Source organism: Actinophytocola sp. KF-1 (genome assembly GCF_054661535.1).
The window spans coordinates 182,224-197,935 of sequence record NZ_BAAFVK010000016.1 but is presented as its reverse complement, the minus strand read 5'-3'; the positions used below and the strand labels follow the sequence as shown (position 1 = coordinate 197,935).

Sequence of the window (15,712 nt, the reverse complement as noted above, 5' to 3'; positions counted from 1 at the left end):
ATCGTTCGTGATGAACGTGCAGCAGTCTGACCTGATCGACCCCGCCCTGGTGGGCGAGGTCGACCTCGCGCGCGCCGCCGCGCAGGAAGAGGCGGGCGACGAGCGCGTAGGGGACTACGTCGAGTACCAGATCGAGGACTCGGCCGCGGTCACCCACCTCTTCGAAGCCGACAAGCCCGGCTACCGCGGCTGGCGCTGGGCCGTGACGATCACGTCGGCCGGCCCGGACACCGACGTGACCGTCAGCGAGGTGGTCCTGCTGCCGGGGCCGACCGCGCTCGTCGCGCCGGAGTGGATCCCGTGGCAAGAGCGCGTCCAGGCCGGTGACCTCGGCGTCGGCGACCTGCTCCCGACCTCGCCCGACGACCCCCGGCTCGTGCCCGCGTACGTCGCGTCCGACGACCCGGCGGTCGAGGAAGTGGCCGCGGAGGCAGGGCTCGGGCGGGTCCGGGTCATGTCGCGGCCCGCGCGGCTCGACGCCGCCGACCGGTGGCTGGCGAGTGACTTCGGGCCGCGGTCGGACATGGCGCGATCCGCGCCCGCGCACTGTGGGACGTGTGGGTTCTACCTGCCGTTGGCCGGGTCGTTGCGGGCCGCTTTCGGGACGTGCGGGAACGAGTTCGCGCCTGCCGACGGGCATGTCGTGCACGTCGAGTACGGGTGCGGGGCGCACTCCGAGGCTGAGGTGGAGCAGGTCAGCCCGGTGCTGGTGGCCGACCTCATCTACGACGACGCCCAGCTGGACGTCGAGCCGTTGACCGTCGTCGACGAGGTGCCTGCTGCGGTCGACGAAGCCCCAGGCGCGGCGGACTCGGTGGAGGCTGAGTCGCCGGCGTCTGCCGAGGCGGATGATTCCGGCGCGATGGCCGGCGAGGCTGTGGTCGCGGGGCCTTCGGGCGAGGCTGCTGTCGATGGGGTTGAGCCGGTAGAGGCTGCGTCGTCCGATTCTGCTGACGCTGGTTCCGGTGAAGCCGGGGTGCCTGAGGCCGAGGTTGCCGAGTCTTCGGGCGAGGCAGCTGTCGGTGCGGTTGAGCCTGCTGTCGAGGTGTCGCCGGTTTCTGCCGAGATCGGTTCCGATGTGCCGTCGGGTGAGGTCGGAGCTGCTGAGGCCGAGACTGCCGCGTCTTCGGGCGAGGCAGCTGTCGGTGCGGTTGAGCCTGCTGTCGAGGTGTCGCCGGTTTCTGCCGAGGCGGGTTCCGGTGCGTCGGGTGAGGCCGGAGCTGCTGAGGCCGAGGTTGCCGAGTCTTCGGGTGAGGCGGCTGTCGGTGCGGTTGAGCCCGCTGCCGAGGTGTCGCCGGTTTCTGCCGAGATCGGTTCCGATGTGCCGTCGGGTGAGGTCGGAGCTGGTGAGGCTTCGGGCGAGGTTGCTGTCGGGGAGTCGCCGGTTTCTGCCGAGGCTGGTTCCGGTGTGCCGTCGGGTGAGGTCGGAGCTGCCGAGGCTTCGGGCGAGGTTGCTGTCGGGGAGTCGCCAGTCTCTGTCGAGGCTGATTCCGGTGCGCCGGGCGAGGCTGCTGAGTCCGCTCCGACCTCTGGTGATGTCGCCGACGTTCCCGATGCGGAGGCCGCCGGGAACTCGGGCGAGACGGCCGAGCCGGAGGCTGCCGCGGTTGCCGAGCCGGTCGAGGCGCAGCCGGGCGAGTCCGAGGCTCCTGGTGAGCCGGCCGTCGCTGTGGTCGAGGCCGCCGCGCCTGCCGCGATCGAGCCGGTCGTCACCGGGGAGACGGCCGGGAACGACGAGCCGGCTTCCCGCGAGTGACCGATCCCTTCGACACCGCCGCGTTGCGGGAGTCGGTGCTCGGGGCTTGGCGGTCCTCGCCCACGCGGCTTCGCGAGGACGCCAACGCCGAGGAGGACCTCGTCCTCGGCGGGTACCGCGACCGGCTGCTCATCGAGCTCGCCCAGAACGCCGCGGACGCCGCCGACGGTGACGGCGTCCTGCGTGTGTCGCTTGTGGACGGTGAGTTGCGCGTTGCCAACACCGGGCAAGCCCTTACCCGGCAAGGAGTCGAGGCGCTCGCGTCCCTGCGTGCGTCCGCCAAGGACCAGGGTGTCGGGCGGTTCGGGGTCGGCTTCGCTGCCGTGCTGACGGTGTGTGACGCGCCGCGGATCGTGTCCGCCTCCGGTGGGGTGGCGTTCGACGTCGAGCGCACTCGGCGTGAGGCCGGGGCTGACCGGGTTCCCGTGCTGCGTCTTCCCTGGCCCGTCGACGAAACGCCGCCCGACGGGTTCACCACCGAGGTGCGCCTGCCCTTGCGGGAGGGTGTCGACCTCGACGAGTTCCGGCGCCAGGCCGTCGACGTCCTGCTCGCGCTCGACGGTCTCAGCCGGATCGAGATCGATGGCGACGTCTGGTGGCGGGACGGCACGGACATCCACGGGCCCGACGGTGTCACCCGATGGGTGGTCGTCCGTGATCGCGGGGAGTTGCCGCCGGATCCCGCGCTCGGCGCCGAAGCACGTCTACAGTGGACAGTCTGTTGGGCGCTCCAGGTGGACGCCGACGGCACGCCCGTGCCACGGGTGAGCGACGTGCTCCACGCGCCCACGCCCACCGACGAACGGCTTTCCCTGCCCGCTCGGCTGATCGCGACTCTGCCGATCGAGCCGTCGCGGCGACGGATCCGGCCCGGGAACGCCACCGATCACGTGCTCGCCGCCGCCGCGCGGGCGTATCCGCGGTTGCTCGACCGCCTCGAACCCGTTGCGCGGCCGAAGATCGTGCCGTTGCCGCGGTTCCCCCTGTCCGAAGTGGACGAGAAGTTGCGGGACGCGGTGCTGGCGCAGCTGCGGGTGTCGCCGTGGCTGCCGTCCGCGCTCGACGACAAGCCACTCGCGCCCGCCGAGGCGCGGCTGCTTCCCGTGCCCAGCGAGGAACTCGCCGACTCCGTCGCTTCCTTCGTCCCCGGTTTGGTGCGCGCGGAGTTCGTCGAGCAGTCGGTCGCGCTCGCCGCGGTCGACGTCGTCCGGCTGCGACTGTCCGATGTGGTCGATGCGTTGACCGGGATCAGCCGTCCCGCAAGCGAATGGCGGTTGCTCTACGAGGCGCTGGACAAGATCGTCGACAACGACCCCTCCGCGGTCGACGACCTGGGCGGGCTGCCGGTGCCGCTCGCGGACGGGCGTACCGTGCCGGGGCCGCGTGGCGTGCTGATCGCCGACCTCGACCTGTCCAGTTTGGAGGGTGTGCACGTCGTGCACCCCGACGCCGTGCACCCGCTGCTCGAACGGCTCGGCGCCCGGCACGGTGGCGCGGACGAGTTGCTCGCCGCCATGGTGACCGAGGTCGACCACAGCCTCGAGGACGCCGAGTCCGGTTTGGACACGAGCGGGCTCGCGAACACCGTGCTGCGACTGGTCGAGGAGGCCGGGCTGCGTCCCGGCGACGAACCGTGGCTCGGTGCGCTCGCGCTGCGTGACACCGCCGGTGAGCCGCGGCGCGCCGACGAACTCGCGCTGCCCGGTACGGCGTTCCTCACCGTCCTCGCCGAGGATTCACCCGTCGGTGTGCTCGCGGAGGACATCGCCGCGCAGTGGTCACCGCACGTGCTCGCCGCCGTCGGAGTGCTGGACGGGTTCACCGTGGTCGTCGACGAGGCACCCACCGGGCCCGACCACGACCTCGCCGACGAGGCCGACTGGTGGGACGACCAGCCGGAACCGCCCGAGCGGCTGGAGGCGGTGCGGGACCTCGACCTCGTCGCCGACGACGCGTGGCCGGCCGCGATCCGGCTGCTGGCGAGCGAACCCGAGACGTGGCGGGTGCTGCGCGGCGGTTACACGGCGTGGTGGATCGCGCATCACGCGCTCCTGGCCGGGCAGCCGCCCGCGCACTGGCGCCTGCCGGACGCGACGTCGCTCGCCGGCCTGTACGACGTCGCGCCGACGGACCTGGAGCCACGGCTCCAGGAGTTGATGGGCGTGCGTGCCGAGTTGGTCGTGGAGTCCACTGAGGACGCCGAGGACCTGCTCGAGCGGCTGGCGGATCCGGCGCGGACGATCACGCGCGGGGCCATCCGGCGGGCGTACACCGCGCTGGCCGAGGCGGTCCGCGACGGCGTGGTCGACCCGGCCGACCTCGACCCGCCCGCGGAGGTGCGGACGGCGGAGGGCGAGGTGACCGTCAACGCGGCGGTGCTCGACGTGCCGTGGCTCGCGCCGGTGACCGAGGGTTACGTGTCGGTCGACGCGTCGCTGGCCGCGCCGCTGGCGGAGCTGCTCGACGTGCCGCTGGCGTCGGAGGGGGCGCCGGCGGGGCCGGACGCCGACGGCGCACCGGTGCTCTGGGCCGACCTCGGCGCGGTGGTGGACGCGTGCGACCTCGTCGGCATGCCGGTGCCGGAGGGCGGGCCGATCGTCCACGAGGGACTCACGGTGGCGGGGCAGCCGGTGCCGTGGTGGGTCGCGGACGGGACCGTCCACTGCGAGGACTCGACGGCCGGGCTGGGGCGGGCGCTGGCGTGGGTGACGGGGCGGTGGGAGGAGCGGCACCTGGTGGTGGCGCTGCTGGAGGACCCCGAGAACCACGACGTGTGACGGCCTCCGGCCCCCGATTTCCAGCGTAGTCGCGTGGACCGACAGTTTCGGGCCGTGCGGCGGGCTGCTGTGGACAACCTGCCGGGTGGGCGGCCTCCGGCCCCCGGAATCCAGCCTAGCGGGTGGGACCGACAGTGGGCGGTGGCGAAGCGGCGGTTGTCCACAGGGCACCCGGTTGTCCACAGGTGGCGGTCATGGCCTCGTTTTTGTCGGTGGGTACCGGTAGACTGGCATGGCGGGTGGCCCCCGGGATCGGGTGGGGGTTGGGCACCGGGCGCGCGCGAGGGGTTTTCCCTGGTCAGGGTCCTTATTTGAGGCGTTGTGCGCCTCTGCTGCCGCGGCGGTTGGCCCTGCGTTGCCACGCCATGATCGGGAAGCCGATCAAGCCCAGGATCGAACCCGCCAGTGCCGTCCACAGCCAGATCGGCGGGAACACGTCGAACACGTACCGCCCGACGAGCAGCACGCACAGCGCCACGAACCACGCCGCCGTCCCCACGTACACCAGCGGCGGCAGCGCCAGCAGCCGGTCGGGGAGCGGCGGAGGTGACTTCTGTGTTTCGATTCCCGGGTCGGGTTTCCCTACGTCGGACACATGCGCGAGGCTACCGGGCCATGGCAACCAGGACAGCTGCCCTCGATCGGTTCTTCAAGATCACCGAGCGGAACTCCACCGTGGGCCGGGAGGTTCGCGGCGGGCTGGTCACGTTCGTCACGATGGCGTACATCGTCGTGCTGAACCCGCTGATCATCGGGTCCTTCCCCGACGATCCGGCGCACACCGACAAGTTCGGCGGCTTCCTCCCGACCGACCAGGTGGCCGCCGTCACCGCCCTCGTCGCCGGCGTGATGACGATCCTCTTCGGACTCGTCGCCAACTACCCGTTCGCGATGGCCACCGGCCTGGGCATCAACGCCTTCGTCGCCGTCTCCATCGCGCCGCAGATGTCCTGGCCCGCCGCCATGGGCCTCGTCCTCGTCAACGGTGTCGTCGTCCTCATCCTCGTCGTCACCGGCGTGCGGACGGCCGTGTTCAACGCCGTCCCGCCCTCGCTCAAGGCCGCGATCGCCGTCGGCATCGGCCTGTTCATCACGCTCATCGGGCTCGTCGACGCCGGGTTCGTGCGCCGCCTGCCCGACGCCGCCGAGACCACCGTCCCCGTAGGGCTCGGCATCAACGGGTCGATCGCGTCCTGGCCGACGCTCGTGTTCGTGGTCGGGCTGATCGTCACCGGCATCCTCGTCGCGCGCCGGATCAAGGGCGCGATCCTCATCGGCGTGATCGCCACCACCGTGTTCGCGATCATCCTCGAGGCCATTGTGGACGCCGGGCCGTCGATGGGCACCAACCCCAAGGGCTGGAACCTCGGCTATCCCGGTGTGCCCGACCAGGTCGTCGACACCCCGAACCTGTCGCTGCTCGGCGACGTGAACCTCGACGCCTGGGTCCAGGTGCCGATCATCACCGCCGTCCTGCTGGTGTTCACGCTCGTCCTCACCGACTTCTTCGACACCATCGGCACCATGACCGGCCTCGGCAAGGAGGCAGGCCTCGTCGACGACGACGGCAAGCTGCCCAACACCGGCAAGGCGCTGTTCGTCGACGGCCTCGGCGCGGTCGCGGGCGGCGCGGCGTCGTCGTCCTCGAACACGGTCTACATCGAGTCCGCGTCCGGCATCGCCGAGGGCGCGCGGACCGGCCTGGCGAACGTCGTCACCGGCCTGCTGTTCATCGCCGCGATGTTCTTCACGCCGCTGTACAACTCGGTGCCGGTCGAGGCGGCCGCGCCCGCGCTGGTGATCGTCGGTGTGCTGATGATGGCGCAGATCAAGGAGATCGACTTCAGCGACTTCACGATCGCGCTGCCCGCGTTCCTGACGATCGTGGTCATGCCGTTCACGTACTCGATCGCCAACGGCATCGGCGCCGGGTTCGTGAGCTACGTGCTGATCCGCGCGGCGACCGGCCGGGTCCGCGGCATCCACCCGCTGATGTGGGTCGTGGCCGCCGCGTTCGTGGTTTACTTCGCGATCGGGCCGATCAGGGCAGCCTTCAGCTGAACGCAAGTGACTGGGGTCAACTCGTGAGGTATGCTAACGATGTGTCGAACAAGGAGCACGACGTAGCCGAGAGCTCCCTGACCAGCCGGTTGCGGCTGGCGGTAGTGCGGCTCAACCGCAGGCTCCGGGCCCAGCGGACCAGCTCCTCGATCACGCTCACCCAGCTTTCCGCACTGTTCTGCCTGTACAAATGTGGCCCCCTCACCCCAGGTGAGCTCGCGGCCAAGGAGGTTGTCCAGCCCCCGTCGATGACCAGGGTGATCGCTGCACTCGAGGAGCTCGGCTACGTCAGCCGTCGACCGCATCCCAGTGACGGCCGGCAGGCCATCGTAGAGATCACCGAGGAGGGGAGCGCGCACATCCAAGCGGACATCTCCGCGCGCGAGGCCTGGCTGGACAAGCGGCTCGCGGAACTCACCGAAGCGGAACGGGAACTGCTCTCCCGCGCGGCGGAGATCATCGACCGGATGGCGAGCCAACAGGATTAGTGGCGGAAAAGAGAGAACTGACAACAGACTCGACAACTTCTCGAGCCGGGCTCGCCGAGGACTCGAAGAAGCCCGCTGAACATCGGAGCATGTTCGCGGCACTGCGAGTACGCAACTACCGGCTCTTCGCGTCCGGGCAGGCCGTGTCCAACATCGGCACCTGGATGCAACGCATCGCACAGGACTGGCTCGTGCTCGAGCTGTCCGGCTACGACCCCGTCGCGCTCGGGGTCGCGGCGTCGCTGCAGTTCCTGCCGACGCTGTTCCTGACGCTGTGGGCCGGGGTGCTGGCCGACCGCGTCGACAAGCGCAAGCTGCTGGTGCTCGTCCAGTCCGGCATGGCGCTGTGCGCGCTGGCGCTGGGACTGCTCGACGTCAGCGGGATCGTGCAGCTGTGGCAGGTGTACCTGCTGTGCCTGGTGTTCGGCGTGTTCACCGCGTTCGACCCGCCGGTGCGGCAGAGCTTCGTCGGCGAGATGGTCGGCCGCGAGCACCTGGCGAACGCGGTGGCGCTGAACTCGTCCACGTTCAACCTGGCGCGGATCCTCGGTCCCGCCATCGCCGGTGTGATGATCATCTGGACCGGCACGGGCTGGGTGTTCCTGGTCAACGCGGTCTCGACGCTCGCCGTGATCTACGGGCTGATCCGGATGAACGCCGGCGAGCTGCACCGGACGGCGGCGCCGTCGTCGCGGCGCGGGCAGCTGATGGCCGGGCTGCGGTACGTGCGCGGGCGGCCGGACATCATCGCCGTGCTGGCGCTGGTGTTCTGCGTGAGCACGTTCGCGTTCACGTTCTTCACGACGCTGGCGATCGCGGCGGCGAACGTGTTCCACCGGGAGGCGGACGGGTACGGCCTGCTGTCGACGTTGCTGGCGGTGGGCAGCTTCTCCGGCGCGCTGCTGGCGGTGCGGCGCAGCACACGGCGCAAGCCGGGGCTGACGCTGCTGGTCGGCGCGGGGTTCGTGTTCGGCGTGTTCGAGATCGTCGCCGGCGTGATGCCGACGTACCTGGCGTTCGGGCTGGCGCTGATCCCGTGCGGGCTCGCGATGATGACGTTCATGAACACGGCGAACAGCACCATCCAGCTGTCCACCGCGCCCGAGATGCGGGGGCGGGTGATGGCGCTGTACATGCTGGTGTTCATCGGCGGCAACCCGATCGGCGCGCCGATGACCGGGTGGATGGCCGCGGAGTTCGGCGGACGGTCGCCGTTCATCATCGGCGGCGCGGTTGCCGTGCTGTCGACCGTGGTGTGCGGGTGGATCCTCGCACGTCGGGGCGGCATCCAGGTGCGGTCGCGGCTGCCGTGGGTACGCCGTCCGGTGGTGACCCGCGCGCCTGAGCTTGCGCGTGTTGATTAAGTTAGGCTAACCTTAGCTCGTCGCTTCGTGGTGGGAGCGGCAGTCAGTTCGGGAACAGCGAGACCCCCGCTCCGGTTCGGCAGACGGCACTGCTCGGAGTGGGGGTCTCGGCTATGAACGGCCAGGTCGTTCCGCGTTTCGCAGGGACACCTGACCCAGGACGGTCGCGTACGCAACCCCCACCCGATCCCGGGGGCCACCCGCCATGCCAGTCTACCAGTGGGGGGTGACAGTCCGGGCGTTGTCGATCTTGCCTGTGGACAACTCGCTTGTTTTCGGTTCGGGCTCAAGGTGCTCGCCTGGTGGGCTGCGGTCGCGTGGATGGTGACACGTCGTCGAGGCCGCATGGGGGCGGGTTGCGCGAAGGTGCGCGAACTGGAGGTGGGCACCGCGAAGTCGCGCGTCGCAGGTGCGTGGAGCGGGTCACAGCCAAGGCGCGCGAATCGCGAAAACGCCCGGTGCCCAACCCCCACCCGATCCCGGGGGCCACCCGCCATGCCAGTCTACCAGTGGGGGCTGACAGTCCGGGCGTTGTCGATCTTGTCTGTGGACAACTGGTGACGCTGTGGACAACTCACTGGTCTCGCAGCGGGACCAGCTGGAACGGGTCGACGGCCGGGTACGGCGGTGGTTCGGCGCCGCCGCGGAGGAATGCCACTATCGCGAGCGTCGCGGCGACCTGGGCCAGGAGGAAGGTCAGCTGGCCTGCGAGGTTCTGCACGCCGTACACCGCCATCAGCGCCTGCCGCGGGCGCGACCACGCGGAGCTGAGCGGACGCAGCGTGGCCAGGTCCATCAGCAGCCCGATGATGGTCACGACGCCGACGAAGACGCCGCAGCTCACGAGTTCGTCGGTCGACACGGCGACGCCCGTGACGTGCTCGACGCCGAGCATGCCCAGCCGGGACACGACGAACAGCACCGCCAGCGGCAGCACCTTGACCGGTCCCCGCTTGCCAGGCAGGTGGCGCCACAGCCCGCCGATGATCGCGCCGGTCAGGTACCAGCTGACGGCCATCGCGGTCACCGGCCACACCGTGTCGTAGAGGTACGACTCCGGCCGGCGCCACAGCACGAACAGGTCCGGCCAGTCGTACAGGTAGATCGCCAGCTCGACCGGCAGGCCGAGGACGAGCGCGTACCGCGTGGCGTGGCGGATGTTGCCCGCGACGTCGGTGCTGGGTCCCCGCGCCAGCAGCACGTCGATCGGGGTGAGCCCGCCGAGCAGGACCGCCGGCCTCGGCTGGGTCTGCTGCCTGCCGAACCGCCGCCGCACCCCGGTGAACCAGCCGCGTTCCGGCGCTCCGCCGCCCACCTTGGACTCGTAGGTCTCCCGGTCGATGTCACCGCTCGCGTACGCGAGCTCGGCCGACTTGGCGTGCTGGACGTAGAGCTGCCAGTCCTTCGCCCGCCGCCGTAGTTCGGTCACGTCGATGCCCGCCAGCGCCGCGCGCACCGTGGGGCCGCCCGGCCTCGTCAGCCGGTCGAGAGGGGAACCCATCCTGAGGAAGACCTTCATCGCGAGCGCGCCGACCACCAGCCACACCGGGAAGTACCAACCCCAGACCACCACCCCCCACCGCATCTCCACCACGAAGAAGACGATCCCGAGGTTGATCTTCACCCAGGTCACGTCGACGTCGTCCGTGTGCTCCAGGTGGTGCCGCACCCGCGACCACAGCACGACGGCGAGGAAGATGGTCAGCCACCGCGCCGCGTCGGCTGCCAGATTGCCCACGTACCAGTCCAGGCGCCAGGCGTTGTCGGCGTTCAACGGGTCGGGTGAGAGCCACTGCTGTCGTGCGACGACGACGATCGCGGCGGCCGCGGCGTCCACGACCAGCACGACCGCGCAGATCGCGGCGATCAACCACACGGCCACCCGGTTCGGTCGTGACCGGCCCGCGGTGCGGACCGTGTGCACCGCCGCGACGAAGCCGCCCGCGAACACACAGGTGGTCAGCAGGACGAACGCCGTCTTCACGGCCGCCCGGACAGGTCCGTCGTCGACCAGTGGTGTCCCACGGATTTCGGCGAGCAGGAGGAGGGCGAGCACCGCCGTGGCGCACAGCGTCAGGGCCGCGGTCATCGCGATGCCCGCACGCCACCGGATCGCGCAGAACGCGAACAGCGCCAGCACCACGGCCGACTTGAGCACCGCTCCCAGCCCCCACGGGAACCCGTCGTCCTCGAGGCCGATCCAGGTCACCATGGCCACCTCGGTGACCAGCATGACCGCCGAGACGGCCGCAGCGGGGAAGGCCACCCGCCTGGCTTCGTCGTTCCTGGCCAGGAACTCCGGTGTGTTCCCGCCCGCCGGGACGCGCCGGAGCCGCGCGTACATCAGGGCGGCGAGCAACGCGCTGATCAGCGAGTACAGCACGGCGCGGCCGACCGAGTACGGGAAGACGGCTCCGGTGCCGGTGACGGTCGCGCGGGTGTCCGGTCGCATGGTCGTCGTCACGCCCATGACCGACTGGCCGTCCGCGTGCAACGCCCACCTGGTCGTCGTGCCGTCACGGGCGGCGGGAGGCCATGGCGTGGGGTTGTTCCCCCAGCCCTCCGGGGTCTTGACGCTGACCCGGGTCCAGATCGCGTTCTCCAGGGCGGCCGGTGGCTGGAACCAGAGGGTCCACTGTCCGTCCTCCCCGGCGTGGATGCTCGCGACGCCGACCCACATGTCCGGCTCGCCGACCACTTCCCGGTAGGCGTAGTCCTCGACCACGACGTGCCCGTCGCGCACCTCGACGGTCGGCAGCGCCGTCCGGTACTCCTCTTCCCTGGAGTCGTGGAGAAGGCGGCCGAGCACGCAACGCATGGCCCACTTGCGTTCCGGGCTCGACGGCGCGGCCAGCAACGGCGCGCTGAACCCGTGGTCGAGCGGGAGGATGACCCGCAGCCTGCTCGACACCACGACGTTCATCCGGTCGGTGTTGTAGACCTCGAGGTCGGCGGACGCGCGCACACCGGACGCCACACCCCTGCCGCACTCCCCGGGCGGATCACCGGGCAGGCCGTCGCGGCTCTCGGCGAGCAGGTAGGTGCCCAGCACCGCGCCGCCGAGGACCAGCGGGATCGCCAGCAGGGCGAGGACCCGCTTCCACGCGACGGTCGCGATCTTCTGCCCTGAGGTCACCTCCGCTAGGTCGACCCGGGGACACCGGTTGTTTCAGTGAGTTTCCCGCGGATCAGACGACCGCCCACGTGTGGACCGGCTCGTTCGTGGCCGACAGCTCCACGTACCGGTGGAGCATGCCGACCAGCGCCGCGTCGCGGTCCAGGCCGCCGGCCTCCAGGCTCGCGACCGTCTCCCGCTGCCACGTCGAGCCGGTGCGCTGTGCGAGGCACCGCTGCTCGATCACGCCGAGGTACCGCTCCCGCACGGCGTCCGACACGCCGCACTCGCGCAGCCCGTCGTGCGCCATCGGCAGCAGGCGGCGCAGCACCAGCTCGTCCGGCGGGACCCAGCCGATGCCCGGCCAGTACAGCTGCGCGTCGAACGCGTGCCGGGCGCCCGCGTACAGGTTCTCCTCCGCCGCCTGGAACGACATCTGCGTCCACACCGGACGTTCGGCCGTCGCCAGGGCGCGTTGCGCGCCGTAGAAGAACGCCGCGTTCGCGATCAGGTCCACCGGCGTCGGGCCCGCCGGGAGCACGCGGTTCTCGACGCGCAGGTGCGGGACGCCGTCGACCACGTCGTAGACCGGGCGGTTCCAGCGCCAGATGGTGCCGTTGTGCAGGCGCAGCTCCGCGAGCTTCGGCGCCTTGCCGGAGTCCAGCGCCTCGATGGGGTCCTCGTCGTCGATTTCCGGTAGCAGGCCGGGGAAGTAGCGCACGTTCTCCTCGAACAGGTCGAAGATCGACGTGATCCACCGCTCCCCGAACCACACGCGCGGGCGCACGCCCTGGTTCTTCAGTTCCTCCGGCCGGGTGTCAGTTGCCTGCTGGAACAAGGGAATCCGGGTCTCGTGCCACAGTGCCTTGCGCAACAGGAACGGCGAATTGGCGGCAATTGCCACCTGGACGCCCGCGAGGCACTGCGCCGCGTTCCAATGGGACGCGAACTCCTCCGGCGGCACCTGGAGGTGCAGCTGCGCCGACGTGCACGCCGACTCCGGCAGGATCGAGTCCGCGGAGCTGCGCAGCCGTTCGCCGCGCTGGCCCGGGATCGCCGGGCCTTCCATGGACAGCACCATGTCCTCGCCGCGCGCGGCGAAGATCTGGTCGTTCAGCCGGGAGTACCGCGCGTTGGTCGACAGCCAGCGCGCCTTGAAGTGCTCGCTCCGCAACGTCGGCAGCATGCCGATCATCACCAGCGTGGCGCCCGCGTCCTGTGCCTTGAGGTTCGCGTCGGTCAGCGACGTGCGCAGCTCCGTCTCCAGCCTGCTCGCCTCGTCACCGGACAGTGGCCGGGGCAGCACGTTCAGTTCCAGGTTGTGCTGACCCAGCTCCGTCGTGAACGACGGGTCGTCGAGCTTCTCCAGCACCACGGTGTTGGCCATCGCGGGCTGCAGCCCGTCGTCGACCAGGTTCAGTTCGACCTCGAGCCCTATCCGCGGTGGTGACGTGGAGAAACCGCCCTCGGTGAGCATTCTCGCGAGGGCGTCCAGACAACGCTGGACCTTCAAGCGGTAACGCTGGCGAGCCGAGCGATCGAACGTGCCGGCCGCGACATCCTGTCCCATACCGCCCCTCCCAGCCGATCCGAGCAGTCGGCGTGTGCGCGGGAAGTTCAACCGTTACACACGGCGGAAGCTGTTACTAGGGGCCAAAAAGGTGCATCGTTTCACTTCCGTTGTTACGCAGAGCAAGACATGTGTGTGCCTCACGTAACACTTTCTCACGGTGTGGAACCATGATTGCGTGATTGAGGTGACCGACCCCGACGACCCGCGGCTCGACGAGTACCGCTTCCTCCGCACCGCCGACCGCCGACCCGACCGGCCCGGCGGGCTGGGGCTGGTGATCGCGGAGGGCACGATCGCCGTGGGTCGCATGCTCGCGTCGCGCTACCCGGTGCGGTCGATGCTCGGCGTCCGGCGGAAGCTCGAGACCCTGCCGCCGGTCGACGCGCCGGTGTACGTGACGACCGCCGAGGTGATGGCCGAGGTGATCGGCTTCCACCTCAACCGCGGGGTGCTCGCGATGGCCGACCGGCCCGAGCCGCTGTCTGTTTCGTCCGTGTTAGACGGTGCGCGCCGGCTGGCCGTGCTGGAGGGCGTCGGCGACCACGAGAACCTCGGCGCGCTGTTCCGCAACGCCGCCGCGCTCGGCGTCGACGGCGTGCTGCTCGGCGCGGGCTGCAGCGACCCGCTGTACCGGCGCAGCGTCCGTGTCTCCATGGGACACGTGCTCGCTGTCCCCTTCACGACGCTCTCGCCGTGGCCGGACGGGCTGAAACTGTTGCAGGACAACGGCTTCACTGTGATGGCGCTCACGCCGTCCGGGGCGGCTGACCTGTCGTCGGTCGAGCCGCCCGCGAAGGCCGCGGTGATGCTCGGGTCGGAGGGGCCGGGGCTCACGCCGGAGGCGATCGCGGCCGCGGACGTGGCGGTGAAGATCCCCATGGCGGGTGGCGTCGACTCACTCAATGTGGCGACCGCGGGTGCGGTCGCCTTCTACGCTCTCGGGGCGGGCCGATAGTTTCGGAAGGTGTCGATGTCGGGGATACAGCTGCGCGCGAACGGCGAGCGTGCGGTCCTGATCGGTGACGACGGTGTCGCGGTCACCGAGCCGGGCCGTCTGCCGCTGGGCGCCGAGCTGACCGACGCGCTCCACGAGTGGGCGAAGGTGGCGGCCGCGGTCCGGCGCGCCGAGCCGGGGACCGCCGCGGGCGCGGTCGTGTCGCGGCGAGGGCTGCAGCTGGCCGGGCGCGTCGCGACGTCGTTGGGGGTCGTCGTCCGGTACGTCGACCCGTTGTCGGGCGCGGAGTCGGTGGTCGAGCCGGTGCCGGGACCCGCGCCCGCACCCGTGCCGCCGCGGCCGCCGGAGCCGACACCGTGGCTGCCGGGGCTGACGGTGTCGGCGGCCAGCGCGGTGCTGGTGGTCGTGACCGTGGTGACGCTGGCGGTCACGCTGGCGGAGACGTACTCGCTGCTGGCACTCGCGTCGAACGTGGTCGTGACGGCGGGGCTGCTGCCGTCGCTGTGGCTCATCCACCGGCAGCCGATCTGGCGGTGGGTCGCCTACGGCGTGGCGGTCGGCATCGGCGTCGCGTGGCTGGCGCTGCCGTTCGTGCTGTTCTAGTCCTGCGGCCAGGTCTTCCAGACGAGGTCGAGGCGCTCGTAGGCGTCGTCGAACCACGGGTCGGGCATGGGGACGGTCACCGTCACCGCCGTGGCCGCGGCCTCGTCGTCCTTGATCGTGAAGAGGGCGAGGTCCTGGCCGGGGACACGTTCGACGAAGACCGAGGCGCCGGGGATGTCCGCGCGCCAGACGACGTCCTCGCCCGCGTCGAGGGCGTCGAGCGCGTCGCGCCACTCCCAGAGGTCGGCGGGGGAGAACCACGCGTGCAGGCTGCCCCGGACGAACGGGGTCTCCACCTGGAACTCGCCCGCCAGCGCCGGTCCGGACATGTCGGGCAGCGGCCCGGTGATGCGGAGGACGATCTTGTTGCCGTGCCCTTCCAGGCGGATGAGGTCGATCGGGCCGTCGGCCATGCGCGCTCCCCAGGTTGTGTTCCGGCCTCCGGCCCCCGGCAGTCCAGTCTTCCAGAGGGGGCTGACATTTCGGTTGTGCGCTGTGGGGGTTGTCCACAGGTGCCTGGGTTGTCCACAGCCAAGATCGACATCCGTCCCCCTGTCGGGGGTCACCGGTAGACTGGACAGCGGGGTGCCCCCGGGAGTGGTGGGGGCTGCCCGTACGTACTGGGGCCGCGGTTTTCTTTCGGTTTTCGCTGGTCAGTGCCGTTGTGGCGGTTTGTGTGTCCCGGGCTTGGTGGTTGGCCTTGTTGTGGGTTTTTCCCTCCGGGGGGTCCTCGCCGGACGGGCTGGTCTCCGGGATGGCGGGGGTCTTGCACGGGGTTGGGTTGGCAAGGACTGCTGTTGAGTGGTCTGCCTGCCATCCCGTCGACCTCCCACGGGCTATCACACCGCGTCAAGGGGGCCCGCCGGCTTGGGTGCGGGGTTGGGTCGTGCTTCGGGCCCCCTTGACCCGGTGTGATCGGGCTTCGCCAGGTCGACGGGATGGCAGGCAGTCCCTTGTGGTGTGGTGGGCTCGCGCCCGTTCGGAGGCTTTCACCTGGTGCTGGTCAGGTTGGCGGTGTGA

Annotated in this window: 11 protein-coding genes; 7 read left to right on the top strand and 4 right to left on the bottom strand. The window is 70.5% G+C overall.

All coding sequences use genetic code 11. The annotated features are described in order from the left end of the window. Positions 1–10: 10 nt before the first annotated feature. A complete protein-coding gene (locus tag ACYQ77_RS38630; RefSeq protein WP_459721094.1) occupies positions 11–1,756 on the top strand; it encodes a DUF3027 domain-containing protein in 1,746 nt (581 codons plus the stop codon). After that, positions 1,753–4,533 (top strand): sacsin N-terminal ATP-binding-like domain-containing protein, encoded by a 2,781-nt coding sequence (locus ACYQ77_RS38625; RefSeq protein ID WP_459721092.1) that lies wholly within the window; start codon positions 1,753–1,755, stop codon positions 4,531–4,533. The genes ACYQ77_RS38630 and ACYQ77_RS38625 overlap by 4 nt, the downstream gene beginning before the upstream one ends. A 307-nt stretch (positions 4,534–4,840) precedes the next feature. Here the strand turns inward: ACYQ77_RS38625 and ACYQ77_RS38620 are convergent, their stop codons facing one another. Next, positions 4,841–5,128: a DUF2530 domain-containing protein gene (locus tag ACYQ77_RS38620; protein WP_459721089.1), complete on the bottom strand. Its 288-nt coding sequence runs from the start codon at positions 5,126–5,128 to the stop codon at positions 4,841–4,843. Between the two features lie 20 nt (positions 5,129–5,148). Here ACYQ77_RS38620 and ACYQ77_RS38615 point away from each other — a divergent pair, with 20 nt between their 5' ends. The 3 genes from ACYQ77_RS38615 (at position 5,149) to ACYQ77_RS38605 (ending at position 8,446) form a co-directional block, all read left to right on the top strand. Beyond that, entirely contained in the window at positions 5,149–6,594 is a 1,446-nt protein-coding gene (locus ACYQ77_RS38615; RefSeq protein WP_459721086.1) for an NCS2 family permease, read from the top strand. Positions 6,595–6,635: 41 nt separating this feature from the next. After that, entirely contained in the window at positions 6,636–7,082 is a 447-nt protein-coding gene (locus ACYQ77_RS38610) for a MarR family winged helix-turn-helix transcriptional regulator (RefSeq protein WP_459721081.1), read from the top strand. Between the two features lie 89 nt (positions 7,083–7,171). Next, the gene (locus ACYQ77_RS38605) at positions 7,172–8,446 is read left to right on the top strand and encodes an MFS transporter (protein ID WP_459721078.1); all 1,275 of its coding nucleotides are present in this window, start codon (positions 7,172–7,174) and stop codon (positions 8,444–8,446) included. Positions 8,447–9,020: 574 nt separating this feature from the next. Here the strand turns inward: ACYQ77_RS38605 and ACYQ77_RS38600 are convergent. Both ACYQ77_RS38600 and ACYQ77_RS38595 read right to left on the bottom strand, forming a co-directional pair. Next, complete coding sequence (locus ACYQ77_RS38600; RefSeq protein WP_459721075.1) at positions 9,021–11,582, bottom strand: DUF6185 family protein; 2,562 nt, start codon at positions 11,580–11,582, stop codon at positions 9,021–9,023. Between the two features lie 52 nt (positions 11,583–11,634). Beyond that, positions 11,635–13,131, bottom strand: a complete 1,497-nt coding sequence (locus ACYQ77_RS38595; RefSeq protein WP_459721072.1) for a glutamate--cysteine ligase — start codon at positions 13,129–13,131, stop codon at positions 11,635–11,637. A 178-nt stretch (positions 13,132–13,309) separates the two neighbouring features. Here ACYQ77_RS38595 and ACYQ77_RS38590 point away from each other — a divergent pair, with 178 nt between their 5' ends. Together ACYQ77_RS38590 and ACYQ77_RS38585 are read left to right on the top strand one after the other, a co-directional pair. After that, entirely contained in the window at positions 13,310–14,089 is a 780-nt protein-coding gene (locus ACYQ77_RS38590; RefSeq protein ID WP_459721069.1) for a TrmH family RNA methyltransferase, read from the top strand. 24 nt (positions 14,090–14,113) lie between these two features. Beyond that, positions 14,114–14,692 carry a DUF2537 domain-containing protein gene (locus tag ACYQ77_RS38585; RefSeq protein WP_459721199.1) on the top strand — a complete coding sequence of 193 codons (579 nt, stop codon included), beginning with the start codon at positions 14,114–14,116 and terminating at the stop codon, positions 14,690–14,692. Here the strand turns inward: ACYQ77_RS38585 and ACYQ77_RS38580 are convergent. After that, the gene (locus ACYQ77_RS38580) at positions 14,689–15,105 is read right to left on the bottom strand and encodes a DUF5959 family protein (RefSeq protein ID WP_459721067.1); all 417 of its coding nucleotides are present in this window, start codon (positions 15,103–15,105) and stop codon (positions 14,689–14,691) included. The genes ACYQ77_RS38585 and ACYQ77_RS38580 overlap by 4 nt on opposite strands. Between the last annotated feature and the right edge of the window lie 607 nt (positions 15,106–15,712).